This window comes from Staphylococcus sp. MSU001 (assembly GCF_052976705.1).
The window spans coordinates 29,852-44,381 of sequence record NZ_JBRIKK010000011.1 but is presented as its reverse complement, the minus strand read 5'-3'; the positions used below and the strand labels follow the sequence as shown (position 1 = coordinate 44,381).

13 protein-coding genes are annotated in these 14,530 nt (G+C 33.1%); 5 read left to right on the top strand and 8 right to left on the bottom strand.

The genetic code is table 11. The features are described from left to right. The first annotated feature begins 40 nt into the window (after positions 1–40). Genes larA through larC form a run of 4 tightly spaced genes read left to right on the top strand, consistent with a single transcriptional unit; the run spans position 41 to position 4,131 of the window. Positions 41–1,309, top strand: a complete 1,269-nt coding sequence (gene larA, locus ACVBFA_RS06595) for a nickel-dependent lactate racemase (protein ID WP_002495845.1) — start codon at positions 41–43, stop codon at positions 1,307–1,309. Positions 1,310–1,328: 19 nt separating this feature from the next. Continuing rightward, positions 1,329–2,156 (top strand): ATP-dependent sacrificial sulfur transferase LarE, encoded by an 828-nt coding sequence (gene larE / locus ACVBFA_RS06590; protein WP_001832048.1) that lies wholly within the window; start codon positions 1,329–1,331, stop codon positions 2,154–2,156. Between the two features lie 14 nt (positions 2,157–2,170). Continuing rightward, entirely contained in the window at positions 2,171–2,947 is a 777-nt protein-coding gene (gene larB / locus ACVBFA_RS06585) for a nickel pincer cofactor biosynthesis protein LarB (RefSeq protein ID WP_001832104.1), read from the top strand. After that, complete coding sequence (larC, locus tag ACVBFA_RS06580; protein WP_001832070.1) at positions 2,944–4,131, top strand: nickel pincer cofactor biosynthesis protein LarC; 1,188 nt, start codon at positions 2,944–2,946, stop codon at positions 4,129–4,131. The genes larB and larC overlap by 4 nt, the downstream gene beginning before the upstream one ends. 86 nt (positions 4,132–4,217) lie before the next feature. On the opposite strand, the gene ACVBFA_RS06575 is transcribed toward larC, so the two are convergent. The 8 genes from ACVBFA_RS06575 to ACVBFA_RS06540 form a co-directional block, all read right to left on the bottom strand. Next, entirely contained in the window at positions 4,218–4,724 is a 507-nt protein-coding gene (locus ACVBFA_RS06575; RefSeq protein WP_001832182.1) for a YwhD family protein, read from the bottom strand. A gap of 56 nt (positions 4,725–4,780) precedes the next feature. Next, complete coding sequence (locus tag ACVBFA_RS06570; protein WP_001832138.1) at positions 4,781–6,079, bottom strand: HD domain-containing protein; 1,299 nt, start codon at positions 6,077–6,079, stop codon at positions 4,781–4,783. 91 nt (positions 6,080–6,170) lie between these two features. Next, a complete protein-coding gene (locus ACVBFA_RS06565) occupies positions 6,171–6,647 on the bottom strand; it encodes a GNAT family N-acetyltransferase (RefSeq protein WP_001832180.1) in 477 nt (158 codons plus the stop codon). 448 nt (positions 6,648–7,095) lie between these two features. Continuing rightward, positions 7,096–7,770: an IS6 family transposase gene (locus ACVBFA_RS06560; RefSeq protein ID WP_046044337.1), complete on the bottom strand. Its 675-nt coding sequence runs from the start codon at positions 7,768–7,770 to the stop codon at positions 7,096–7,098. Between the two features lie 210 nt (positions 7,771–7,980). Then, positions 7,981–8,550: a TetR/AcrR family transcriptional regulator gene (locus ACVBFA_RS06555; RefSeq protein ID WP_126122487.1), complete on the bottom strand. Its 570-nt coding sequence runs from the start codon at positions 8,548–8,550 to the stop codon at positions 7,981–7,983. Positions 8,551–8,899: 349 nt separating this feature from the next. Then, positions 8,900–9,844, bottom strand: a complete 945-nt coding sequence (locus tag ACVBFA_RS06550; RefSeq protein WP_001832065.1) for a glycine betaine ABC transporter substrate-binding protein — start codon at positions 9,842–9,844, stop codon at positions 8,900–8,902. 23 nt (positions 9,845–9,867) lie between these two features. After that, positions 9,868–12,549: an MMPL family transporter gene (locus ACVBFA_RS06545; protein ID WP_001832045.1), complete on the bottom strand. Its 2,682-nt coding sequence runs from the start codon at positions 12,547–12,549 to the stop codon at positions 9,868–9,870. Between the two features lie 460 nt (positions 12,550–13,009). Further along, positions 13,010–13,948 carry an aldo/keto reductase gene (locus ACVBFA_RS06540; RefSeq protein WP_002475598.1) on the bottom strand — a complete coding sequence of 313 codons (939 nt, stop codon included), beginning with the start codon at positions 13,946–13,948 and terminating at the stop codon, positions 13,010–13,012. Positions 13,949–14,104: 156 nt separating this feature from the next. On the opposite strand from ACVBFA_RS06540, the gene hypR reads away from it, so the two are divergent. After that, positions 14,105–14,527 (top strand): redox-sensitive transcriptional regulator HypR, encoded by a 423-nt coding sequence (gene hypR, locus ACVBFA_RS06535; protein ID WP_002468721.1) that lies wholly within the window; start codon positions 14,105–14,107, stop codon positions 14,525–14,527. The last annotated feature ends 3 nt before the right edge of the window (positions 14,528–14,530 follow it).

The window sequence follows — 14,530 nt, the reverse complement described above, 5'->3', positions numbered from 1 at the left end:
AAGATGTGTATTTTAAAAATCTTAATCGGAGGGGATGAAAGTGAAGTCGCAAGTTTTATATGGAAAATCTGAAATTGAAATCAATGTGCCTGATGATAGCACAATCATAGAGCCTCAAAACATCAATGCTATTCAAGACTATGAATCAGCAATTAAAAATGTATTAAGAAACCCCACAAATTCTAAATCTTTAAAAGAAATGGTAAACAGTAATGATATTGTTTCTATTGTTATTAGTGATATAACACGTCCAACGCCTAACCATATTCTTGTACCTTTACTAATTGAGGAATTAAATCATGTTCCTCGTGAGAATTTCGTAATTATTAATGGTACAGGGACTCATCGAGATCAAACGCGAGATGAATTGATTCAAATGTTAGGTGAAGATATTGTAAATTCAGTAAAAATCGTTCACAATCATTGCTCAGAAAAAGAAAGTCTAGCTAAAGTGGGACACAGTCAATATGGATGTGATGTATATTTAAACAAAGCATATGTAGAATCCGATTTTAAAATTGTAACAGGTTTTATTGAACCTCACTTTTTTGCCGGATTTTCAGGGGGACCTAAAGGGATAATGCCTGGAATTGCAGGTTTAGAAACAATTCAAACTTTTCATAATGCAAAGATGATTGGCGATTCGAGATCAACGTGGGGAAATTTAGAAGATAATCCAGTTCAAGACATGGCACGGGAAGTTAACCGTATGTGTAAACCTGACTTTTTACTTAACGTTGCATTGAATAAAAGTAAAGAAATTACTGCAGCATTTGCTGGTGAAATCTTTGATACACACAAAGAAGGATGCGCATATGTAAAAGAACATGCAATGTTTAAATGTGATCAACACTTTGATATTGTTATCGCATCAAATTCTGGCTATCCTTTAGATCAAAATTTATATCAAACAGTAAAAGGGATGAGTGCAGCGAGTAAAATTGTAAAAAAAGACGGTCATATTATTATGGTATCTGAATGTGCAGATGGCTTTCCTGATCATGGTAAATTTGCCGAAATTTTCAAAATGGCAGACACACCTCAAGGTATTTTAGAACTTATTCACGATCCAAACTTTAAGGAAGTTGACCAATGGCAAGTACAAAAACAAGCAAGTATTCAAACTTTTGCCAATGTGCATGTTTATTCAGAACTTACTGACCAACAACTTAAAGACTCGATGTTAATCCCAACCTCTAACATTGAACATACAATACAAGAATTAGAACATCGATATGGTCGTAAATTAACCATTGGTGTTATGCCACAAGGTCCTTTAACGATACCGTACGTAGAAGACAAAGAATAATAAATGGAGGATGGAAACTATGACTGAATTAAATACTAAAGAAATGAAATTAGACGCACTATTGAAAGACATGCAGAGTGTAGTCATTGCCTTCTCAGGTGGAGTAGATAGTAGCTTGTTACTGAAAAAAGCGATTGATGTTTTAGGTGTTAATTATGTTAAACCTGTTGTAGTAAAATCAGAATTATTTAGAAATGAAGAGTTTGAACTAGCGCTTAAACTTGGACAAAGTCTAGGTGTTGAAGTATTAGAAACTGAAATGTCTGAACTTCAAGATGCGAATATCGTTAAAAACACGCCCGAAAGTTGGTACTATAGCAAGCGCTTGATGTATAGTCAACTTGAGAATATTAAGAATAAACTAGGATTTAATTATGTGCTAGACGGTATGATTATGGATGACTTAGATGATTTTCGTCCCGGATTAAAAGCAAGAGACGACTTTGGTGTGCGTAGCGTTTTACAAGAAGCAAAACTATATAAATCTGAAGTTAGAGAATTAAGTCATCAACATGACTTGCCTGTATGGAATAAACCAGCCTTATGTAGTCTAGCATCAAGAATACCTTATGGTGAGGAATTAAGTTTCACAAAAGTTAACAAGGTCAACGAAGCAGAAAAATTCATTTTAAGCCTAGGTATCAACCACGTACGAGTACGCTATCATCACAACATAGCACGCATTGAAGTAACAGAAGATCAATTAACTAATCTTCTTAAATTGAAAGACAGTATCATATTACATTTGAAAGAATTAGGATTTGACTATGTAACAATGGATTTAGAAGGCTATCGTACAGGTAGTATGAATGAAATCATTGATACCAAATCTACAAGTTTTAAATAAGGATGTGAGTACCTATGAGCCATAGTTATAATTCTATAGAAGAGGTGCTCAAAGCTGTAAAATCAAATCAACTATCTATTAATGATGCTAAAGCCCAACTCAGTCATTATGACGAATTGGGCTTTGCTAAAATTGACTTACATAGAGCACAGCGTCAAGGGTTTCCCGAAGTTATCTTTGGGCAAGGAAAAACAAAAGAACAAATCACTAAAATCATCTCTAGTTTGATATTTCATAATGAAGTTATTCTAGTGACACGTGTTGATGAAATGAAAGCAAAATATATTTTACAACATTATCCAAAGTTGGAATATCATCAAACTGCACAGTTAATTAGCACGCCACTGAATGATATACCACAATCTAAATATTATGTTTCTGTACTTTGTGCTGGAACTTCTGATTTACCTATTGCAGAAGAAGCTGCGTTAACCGCTGAAATCATGGGAGTAAGTGTAAAACGATTTTATGATGTCGGGGTTTCAGGAATTCATCGCTTATTATCCAACATTCATGATATACGCAAAGGTAAAGTTTCAATCGTTATAGCTGGAATGGAAGGCGCTTTAGCAAGTGTTGTTGGAGGATTAGTCAACCACCCTATATATGCAGTACCAACGAGTATAGGTTATGGAGCAAACTTGAATGGGGTTACCACCCTATTATCAATGATAAATAGTTGTGCACCCGGAACCAGCGTATTAAATATCAATAATGGATTTGGTGGCGGTTACAACGCTGCACAGATTATCCATATGCTAGAAAATAAAGAGAGTGAGGTATCTTTATGACAAAAGCATTGTATTTAGATTGCCACGCAGGTATTGCCGGAGATATGCTACTTTCTGCTTTAGTTGATTTAGGCGCACACCCTGAAGACATTGAATCAGAACTAAAAAAGTTACCTTTAGATCAATTTAAGCTACATTTTCAAAAAAGAGTAAAACAAGGTATTCATGCAATGACATTAAACATTGATGTTAAAGAATCAAATCATCATCGTCACGTTAATGATATATTTAAAATGATAGATGACAGTACTCTTCCGGAAAGAGTTAAATATCGCAGTAAGAAAATTTTTGAAATTATTGGCCAAGCAGAAGCTAAAATTCATGGCATGTCGTTTGAAGAAGTTCACTTTCATGAAGTAGGGGCAATGGACTCTATTATCGATATTATTGGTGGGTGTATTGCTCTAGAACAACTAGGGATTAACACATTATACTGTTCAGCTATTCCAACAGGTCATGGTAAAATCCATATTGCTCATGGCATTTATCCAATCCCTGCACCTGCTACTGCTGAAATTCTTAAAGGTATCCCAATCGCACATTTTGATGTTCAAAGTGAACTCACAACCCCTACTGGTGCTGCATTTGCTAAGGGACTCGTTTCATCGTTTGGGCCATTTCCTTCAGCAACAATACAACATATAGGCTATGGTGCTGGCAGTAAGGATTTTAATTTCCCTAATATATTAAGGGTTATTCAATTTGACTCTGAATTCGAGCAACAAGATAGCGTTCAAGTAATAGAGTGTCAAATAGATGATATGACCCCTGAAGCATTAGGTGATTTTATGAATAATGCGTTAGAACAAGGTGCTTTAGATGCTTACTATACGCCTATATTTATGAAAAAAAGTCGCCCAAGCACGCAGTTAACGTTAATATGTAAATTACATGATAAGATATATTTCGAACAACTTATCTTACAAGAAACAAGTTCTTTAGGCGTCAGAAGTACTTCTGTTAATAGAAAGATCTTGAATCGCGCGTTTAAAATTCTTTCTACACAACACGGCACTGTTTCCATTAAATTTGGTCTACAAAATGGAAAAATTATGAAAATGAAACCCGAGTATGAAGATTTGAAGAAGATGGCTAAAACTACAAACCAACCGTTTCAAGTAATTCATAACGAGGTATTACAACAACTCTATCAAACATATCGTATAGGAGATATACTTCAATAAATTAAGTCTTATTCATTTAAATTTTGCACATCAAAAAAAGGATAGGGACAGTCATTCTACATAAAACTGTCATCTATCCTTTTATTCTATTCAAATGCTCGATATAGTTCTTCACTAGAATTATTCCACATTTCAACGTTATGATTCTGTAGAAATTCTTTTAAAATTTGTTTGTTATCATCACCGATTTGGTCAATGATAAATTGATGTTTCATGGACTTATCCATCATATTAACATGTTCTGGCATGCTCTTATAACCACGTCTAATACTTTTGTTAACTAATAAATAGCATGCAGTCACACCCGCATAATATGGTCCTTGTTCACTACGTTCGGTCGTCACCCAACATAGCCAGTATGCTTTAGCCTCCTCACCTTCAACTTGCGATTTGTCAGTAATCCACTTGACACCCTTTTCAACTTCAGCACGTGCATGCATACCACCAATATCAACAAATGCCTTCTGATTTTCAATATCTATAAAAACCGGGGCAATATTATCTAAACTAATTGAACCAATATTAGTTCCTTTATGACCATCTAGTGGATCATTTTTTATAATATTGAAATTGAAACCTTTTTTCTCAGACAAACGAGACACCTCCTAATAAGTCATTAAATAAAAACGATATATCTTATTCTTAACAGTTAGTTTAATTCATTAAGCAAGTTAATAATAGAACCTTTAATTTGATAATCTTTAATCTTTAAAATCATTTCTTTAGGATAATATAATTTATGGTCTTCTCTATTAATCCCTGTAATACTATTGATTACCAATGATTGATTACTTATTTCTGTAATTCCACCATTACTTTTTAATAAATGAATCGGTTTACGATTTGATCCCGGGCGATCATAATCATAAGGTAAATCTGAAAATGCTTCACTTACAAAGTAATAATCAGGATTAATACCACCCGCTTCAAATAATTCTTGCAATTCAGAAATGGTAATAATTGAACCGTCGAAAGGAATATATTTAAATAAATCTCTATTGATAAACCGTCTTGATAAATCACTTAATATTGGATCATTTTCATGAATCCATTTCTTCAAGTAATACAATACAACTGCTTCATCAAGTTCCACATATTGTTCAATCGTCATTGTTCCTTCAAAGAATGGTATGAAGTCTTTTGGATACATTTTAAATTCATATCCTTCATTATAAAGCTGCTTAGCTCGTTTTAAACAATTGTTTAATAAAACTTCTCCACCACGGCTTACTGGATGAAAATATATTTGCCAATACATTTGATAACGACTCATAATGAAATTTTCGACAGCATGCATACCACTATCTTTAATTAACACTTCTTCTTTAGATGGTCTCATCAACCTTAAAATACGCTCCATATCAAATGAGCCATACGTTACGCCTGTAAAATATGCATCTCTTTGTAAATAGTCCATTCGATCAGCATCAATTTGTGAGGAAATCATAGAAATAACAAGCTTATTATCGTGCGTTTTATTAATTACATCAGCTACTTGTTTAGGAAAGTTATCAGAGACTCGACTTAGTACACCATTAACCTCAGTATTTCCTGTAATAATAGCTTGTGTAAATGCTTCATGGTCTGTATTAAATATTTTTTCAAAACTATGAGAGAAAGGACCATGACCTAAATCATGTAACAACGCAGCACACAACGCGAGTGGCCGATCTGTATTATCCCACGCGTCTTGTCCTATAAATGTCTCATCAATCATTCGACGCACAATTTCATAAACACCCAAAGAGTGTCCAAAACGACTGTGTTCGGCTGTATGAAAAGATAAATATAAAGTACCTAGTTGTTTAATACGTCTCAAACGTTGGAATTCTTTTGTTTTAATTAAATCCCAAATCAATTGATCCTGTACGTGGATAAATCGATGAATTGGATCTTTAAATACCTTTTCTTCTGTTAATTTACTCGTTGCATATGATGATAGCGTCATACTTTCCCTCCTATCCTATATATTCCAAAAAATATTTATTTTTTATTTCTCATATCTCTAGACGAAACAATCTTAATTATTTATGTGATTGTTAAAATGATTTCTTCATTAAAGCTAAATCCATGATTTCACCATACATTTCAGGTTGATATGAGCGAATAATCTCGAATCCATGATTCTGATAATATTCGATGCCATTGCTATTATTGTTATCAACTTCTAGATAAACTGTTTCATACTGGTCTTTAAACCTTTTTAACCCCGCTTCTAGCAAACGAGTTCCATAACCTTTATGCTGAGATTCAGGTCTAACATAGTGTGCAGATAAATAAAGCTCTTCACCATAAATGAAATTTGCAAAACCAACAATCTCACTATCTTCTTCTGCCACTAAAAATAATTGCTCATTTAATCTCTTTTTTAAATGCGTTTCATTATATGAAGCGGCCAACAGTTCATTAACTGTTGAAGCAGCATAAATATTTAAATATGTGTTATACCAAGCTTTTGTCGCAACATCTCTTATCGCTACAGCATCTTTTTCAGTTGCTTGTCTGACACTATACATGTGACTTCTCCCCTAACTATTTACTTGACTATTAATATAGGCATTATACCACATGTATGATACCTTAATTCAATCTAGACATTCAAAAAGCTTCACAAAATTTATTTTAGAACTATTAATAACTACAACTTTTTAAATATGATTATTTGACACAATATTTTTTATACACATATTTCTAATTATTTAAAATTTTAAAGCAATCATTAAATAATCACTCAATACTATAATTTCATACTAACCTTCTTAAAATCATGATTTGGTTATTTCCCCATTCCATTCTTTTACATGATTAAATGCTTACTTTATGAATTGCACTACGTTAGCTTTTGGACGATTTCTACCAAAAATAATGTTATCAATGTCGTCTATCTTCCTACTTATAAATAATTTGGTTCTGTTGCAAAGTAAAAAATATAGCTAACCACTAATATATCATGTCAATGTTCGCTTAACTTGCTAGCATGATGCTAATTTCGTGGCATGGGGAAAATCCGTAGATCTGAAGAGACCTGCGGTTCTTTTTATATAGAGCGTAAATACATTCAATACCTTTTAAAGTATTCTTTGCCGTATTGATACTTTGATATCTTGTCTTTCTTACTTTAATATGACGGTGATCTTGCTCAATGAGATTATTCAGATATTTCGATGTACAATGACAGTCAGGTTTAAGTTTAAAAGCTTTAATGACTTTAGCCATTGCGACCTTCGTTGAAGGTGCCTGATCTGTAATTACCTTTTGAGGTTTACCAAATTGTTTAATGAGACGTTTGATAAATACATATGCTGAATGATTATCTCGTTGCTTACGCAACCAAATATCTAATGTATGTCCCTCTGCATCAATGGCACGATATAAATAGTTCCATTTTCCTTTTATATTGATGTACGTCTCATCAATACGCCATTTGTCATAAGCTTTTTTATGCTTTTTCTTCCAAATCTGATATAAAATCGGGGCATATTCTTGAACCCAACGATAGACCGTTGAATGATGAACGTTTACACCACGTTCCCTTAATATTTCAGATATATCACGATAACTCAATGCATATCTTAGATAGTAGCCAACGGCTACAGTGATAACATCCTTGTTAAATTGTTTATATCTGAAATAGTTCATACAAAAGACTCCTTTTTATTAAAATTATAATATAAATTCAACTTTGCAACAGAACCATATTTAATATGATTAATATAGGTATTTGGCCAATGGTCATTCTAGCATTATTAATCATAGCTAATAGTATTTTTATGGTTTACAAGACAGTAGACGTTAAAAAACGCAAATGACAAAAAAGCAATCTCACTCTTAATTTATGTGAGATTGCTTTTATTTATCATAACAATATAATGACGTTTCAAGCACATTATTTAATGTTACAAACACTTCTTCAACTGTATAGTTATAGTCATTTTCTACCCAACGTCTTAGTACTTCTATTACGCCACTACTGTAAAAATCAGCTACAATTTCAGGATGTTTACTTTCTCTAATCTTTTGCGCTAAGGGGTAACGCTTACGAGTTGGGTTATTTAACATCATTTCGCGACTCACATTCGTTAAACTTCTAAATACATCTGCCTGTCGAGACGAAACTAATAGATGCTTAAAAATCTTTTTATTATTACCAATGTAATAGATAAAGTCTTCAAATGATTCAGGGGTTGTAATGTCTGCTGATGTGTCACTTTTAGCTATAATTTGTTGTGTAATAAAGTCAGGTAAAGTGTAGAGTAATTCATATTTATCTTGGAAGTATCTATAGAACGTACTGCGGTTGATTTCTGCAATATCACATATTTTTTGAACCGTGATTTCATCAAAATGATAATCATGTAAAAGTATAAACACTGTTTCATGAATATGTTTAATCATACGCTTTTGATTTGCTGACGGCATTATCTGATTCTCCTATTTATTTAATCTAGTCAGATAGCCTGACGTAATAAGAGTAATTTATCACAATAAAGTTGATTTTTCCAAACATAACAACTGATACTACGTTTAAATTTGTTTATAAAAAAAGAGTAAATAAGTTATTTGAAACGTTTAATACTATAAGAGCGATATAAAAAAGTAGGAGCGAAACTGAGTTTAGTTTCACTCCCTCGCAATAATAGCTACGATTGAGAAGAGTTTGTCTTAAGCGCCTTCTCAACTCGGTTTGCTACTGTAAATTTGCATTATGAGTTTTAAATATGCTACACCAAACGAGCATATTCTTTATTTGTCTTTCTTTACTTTGTAATTAGATAGTCTCAATACCTTCTAACCATTCATCTACTTTATTATCATTATCATCCACATAGTCTTTAGCTACTTGTTCTGGATTTTTGTTATCAACAAAGATTTTTTTAGCTAATTTGTCTTCGTCAGATTTACTCCAATCATCTGCCATACGTGTTGCAACTGTGTATGCAGCTGGATGTGCTTCTTTAAAGTCTTTGTTAAATACTAAGTCAATATGTTGATTATTATTACCATAAATGTTGTCTGGATCTTTCAACATTTTAACGTCTAATTCTTTAGAGAACCAGCTAGGTTCCATTGCTGTGAAGACGATAGGTTCTTGTTGTTTAAAAGCAGATTGAATTTTCTTGAATTGGTCTTGGTCAGAACTTTCTTTCAAGCTATATTTATCCAAGTTGTCACTATCAAGTTCATCTTTAGTTTCTTGCATAACGCCATTACGTGCGTCTGTGCCTTGAATTGCCCAATCTACAGATTTTCCGAAGTCACTGTTTTTTAAGTCACTAATTGAGTCGACATCTTGCACGTACTTAGGTACGGCTAAACCTACTTTTGCGTTATCAATTAAATGTTTATCATCATAAATTGTTAATTTACTTTTGAACTTATCGTAGTAACTTTTATCAGTAGTAGGGAATATACCTGATGCATGGAATGAATCAGAGTTCTCTGATACAGCAGCATATAACGGGCCACTTGCTGTTACTGGTGTAGTTGTTACATCATAACCTGCTTTTTTCAATACTTCTGCTATAACTAGTGAACGTGGTGTTGAATTATCACTCGCGATATAAGATATTTCGATTTCTTTATTACCAAGTGATGTTTGACTATCGTCTGATGAACCACTACCGTTACCACTATTACCACAAGCACTTAGCACTATGGCTAAGGCTAGTGTGGCTAGTAGTCCTAAGAATTTCGAACTACGTCGTTTTAACATAACGTGTTTCCCCCTTTTTAATATTAGTCTCTAAGTTCGTCATCATGACGATGTTGAGATGATCGGTTATATCTATCGTAAACACCTTTGTTGTTTTCACGAGCGTATAACATTAATGCTTTGAATAATACATCTTGATCAATATTGCTATCAGTTAATTCTTTGTATAAGTTTGTTGTTTTATCAAAATTTGAATCATGATAATCATGGTTATCATTTTGATGATCATGATTGTTGTGACGATAATCATCATTTCTATCGTAATTGTCTTGATAGTGTCGATCATTATAATTACGTTCATCATGATGAGTATGGTCGCCATCTTGAGTATAAAGTGATTCATAGTCGATATCATCACGTTGATTATCATATTGATGTTGGCGATGATGCTGGTCATGATGATTATTTAAATGCACAGAACGGTTATAATCTTCGTCATTATAATTGCGATTGTAGTTACGTTTGTCATTTTGATAAACATAGTTATCTTTGTCTTGTCTAGAGTATTCACTATTTTTATCGTTGACATGACCTTTTTCAGAAGATGTGTCGTGATGATTATCTTCTTCTAAAGCTTTACCTTCAACGTCAACGTTTGGCAATACTGCACCTAACCATTTAGGAAGGTACCATGAAGCTTTACCAAAGAGTTTCGTCAATGCTGGAATTAATGTCATACGTACGACGAATGCGTCGAATAACACACCGAAACCTAATGCGATACCCATTGACTTAATTGCACTGTCATCTTGGAAGACGAATGCGATGAATACACTGAACATAATAAGTGCAGCAGCTACGATAACAGGTCCACTTTCTTTGATACCTACACGGATTGAATGATCATTATCGCCAGTCTTACTGTATTCTTCATGTACACGTGTCATTAAGAAGAGCTCGTAGTCGATGGCAAGTCCGAATAACAATCCAATTGTGATTACTGGAAGGAATGCAAGTAATGGTCCTGTGTTTTCAATACCAAATAAGCTACCCATAAAGCCATGTTGAATGACTAATGTTGTGAAACCTAATGTAGCCATTAATGAAAGGATAAAGCCTAGTACTGCTTTTAATGGAACTAAGATCGAACGGAACACAATCATTAATAAGAAGAATGCTAATACAACAATAACGCCTGCAAATACTGGAATAGCGTTGTTTAGTTTTTCTGACATATCGATGTTAATAACACTTTGTCCTGAAATTTCAGTGCCATAGTCATATTTTTCTTGCGCTTGGCTATGATAATCACGTAAATCATATACTAGATTTTCTGTTGACTGTGAGTTCGGTCCTTTTTCAGGAATGATTGTGAATAATGCGTAATTGTTGTTGTCAGTTAGTTGTGCTTTTGAAACTGTATCAACATTATCAATGTCTTCTAAATCACTACGCATATTATTTAAATCACGTTCGATAGTGCTTTTACTTCCACCATCTTTTGTATTTACTAACATGACAATTTGTCCGTTATAACCTTCGCCAAAATTATCTGAGATTAATTTATAGGCTTTGTATTCTGATGAGTCAGTTGGTTTTAAACTATCATCTGGAATACCTAAACGCATGCCACTGACTGGTATAGCAGCTAAAATTAAAATAATTAAACTTACAATAACAGCGATAACTGGCTTACCAACAATAAATTTTGCCCAAGAATGATCTTTAGGGTCTTTACTTTTAGTTGGTTTATCTTTAATTTTAATACTTTTATGGAAGATACTGATTAGGGCAGGTAATAGTGTTAATGCTGCTAATACTGCAAATAACACACTAATCGCTGAAGCGAATCCCATAACCGCTAAGAAGTCGATTCCTACAAGTGATAAACCACAAACAGCAATCATAACTGTAAGACCAGCGAATATTACAGCACTGCCTGCTGTACCCACTGCTGTTGCAATAGCTTCTACAGTATCGACACCTTTTTTCTTAAGTTCTTTAAATCTAAATAGAATAAAGAGTGAGTAGTCAATACCAACAGCTAAACCTATCATTACAGCTAGTGTAAGAGTGAAGTTTGGAATATCAAAGATATATGTTAATAATGCGATGATACCAACACTTGAACCTAAACCGATGATTGCACTAATAATTGGCATACCAGCTGCGATAAGTGAACCAAAGGTAATAAGTAAGATTACGAATGCTACGATGATACCGACAATTTCTGATGTACCACCAGGTTCGGAATTCATAGCGCCACCTTGAGTTTTTTCAATTTGCACATTATGGTTGTCAGTTACATCTTTTAATTCTTTGTCGATGATATGTTTAGAAGAATCTTTTAATCCAGTTTGTGGAACTACATAACTTACGTTAGCGATAGCAGTATCGCCTTCATCATTAACTTGTCCACTGTCATATGGATTAGAGATATTTTGGATATAATCATCATTTTGTCTGATATTGTCTAAAGCATCTTCAATATCTTTCTTCGTATCTTTATTATTGAGTCCATCATTCTTATTAGAATGGAAGACTATTTTCATCGAGGCTTTCTCACTGTCCTGATGAAATTCTTTACTGATTTTATCGTTTGTGTCTAATGACTTAAGGCCGTTCATAGTGATGTCACTGTCAAACTTCGGTGAGTTTATCATTAATGGCGTGATAATAACACCTAGTATAACAAGCCATCCTATAACACTTAGCCATTTGTTCTTAGCTATAAATTTTCCTAGTTTGTATAATAGCTTTGCCAAGACATTTCCCCCTATTTCATTAATTTATATCGCTTAAAGTATGGGTAGTGTGCTGATGTTTTGTGAGCAATTACATTAAATCGATACCTCAAATTAAGCATATTTAAAATGTTACATTTGATAATGTAACAAGTTATACCCACGTTCGGTACCATTAAAAGTTTTACGTCGTTGGAAAATGCAACACTTTGGAAAAATTGTTGGTGAAAATAGCGTGTATTAAGGAGATATATAAGAAAACAGGTTCTGTTGCAAAGTTAAAATTATATGCACATCTATACAAAACTATAAAAGCAAATATTGTTTTAACAGTAAAGAGTTTTATTAGTATTAATTATTTTTCGTTTTTCAGTATAAATATTACATGATTTTTAACTTTGCAACAGAACCCTATTTTTTATTGCGTAAAAAATACCTGAGACAACAAATGATGTCTCAGGTTCTTAATCTATCTCTTAAGTTATTTTTTAATTGGGAATAAACTATCAATTTTGTCTATTTCACCTTGCGATAATTCAATATTTGCAGCATCAATATTTTCAACAACTTGCTCTGCACGTTTTGCACCAGGGATGACAACATCTAGTGATGGACGTGTAAGATAAAATGCTAATACGACATTGGCAATCGTTGTATCATGTGCCTCTGCAATATCAGTTAATGCTTTTACACGACGCACATTATCTTTGAATACGTCTGGTTGAAAATCAGGACGTTCTGCACGATGATCCTCAAATGTTTGATTTTCATCGTACTTGCCAGCTAGTATACCTGAAGCAAGTGGGAAGTAAGGAACAAATGTAATATTATTTTCTGCAGCATATGCCATTACTTCTTCATTTTCACGATGTAATAAATTGTATTCTAATTGAACAACATCAACATATCCATCTTTATTCGCTTCTTTTAATTGTTCTAAAGAGAAATTAGATACACCTATTGCTTTAATTTTACCTTCATCTTTAAGCTCTTTGAGAGCCGCCACTGCTTTATCTTTTGGTGTATCGTCATCAGGAAAATGAATATAATACAAATCAATATAATCCACTTGAAGACGTTCCAAACTATTTTCAACTTGCTGTTTTAAATATTCTGGATCGTTATTTTGAACAACTTCTCCATTTTCCTTAATAACATGCGAACCTTTTGTTGCAATTTGCACTTTCTCGCGTGGATATTCTTTTACAACTTGTCCAACTAATTCTTCAGAACGTTCTGGCCCATAGATATATGCTGTATCTAATAATGTTATACCATTATCAATAGCTTGACGTACAACTTCTTTACCTTGCTCTTCATCCAAATTAGGATATAAATTATGACCACCTACTGCATTTGTGCCTAATGCGATAGGAAAAACATTGACATCAGATTTACCTAATCGTACTTGTTTTACCATTTAAAGTCATCTCCTTTATTTAAAATACTCAAATATATTATACCCAAATCATAACTTATTCATTCGTGTTAATTATCTATTAGGAGCAATTATCTTGACCTTAAAATCATTATACGCTTTAATGTAACTAATGAAGTTACATTAAGGTGGGTAAAAATGAATTTAGAATTCAATATTGCAGTACATGTACTATGTTTTCTTGCTCAACATGATCAAGAACAATTTAATAGTAAAGAATTAGCTAAATTAACATGTCTGAACCCTGTACAACTTAGGCGAGTTCTAGCATATTTAACTGAACACAACTATATCAAAGTTCAGCGTGGTAAAGCAGGAGGCTATCAAGCCAATCAACATACTGCTCAAGTAGATTTAGCCAAGTTATATCAACACTTTGTTTTAGATAAAAATAATAGCCAAAGACGATTTACTGGCGATTCTGACAGTCACTGTCAAATTTCTAAGAAAATTGCTCATACAATGTCACATTATTATTCTCAAGAACATCAAATAATATTAGATTTTTACAAAAATAAAAATATTACAGATGTTTTGGCAGATATTTTACAGGAGGGATAAAAA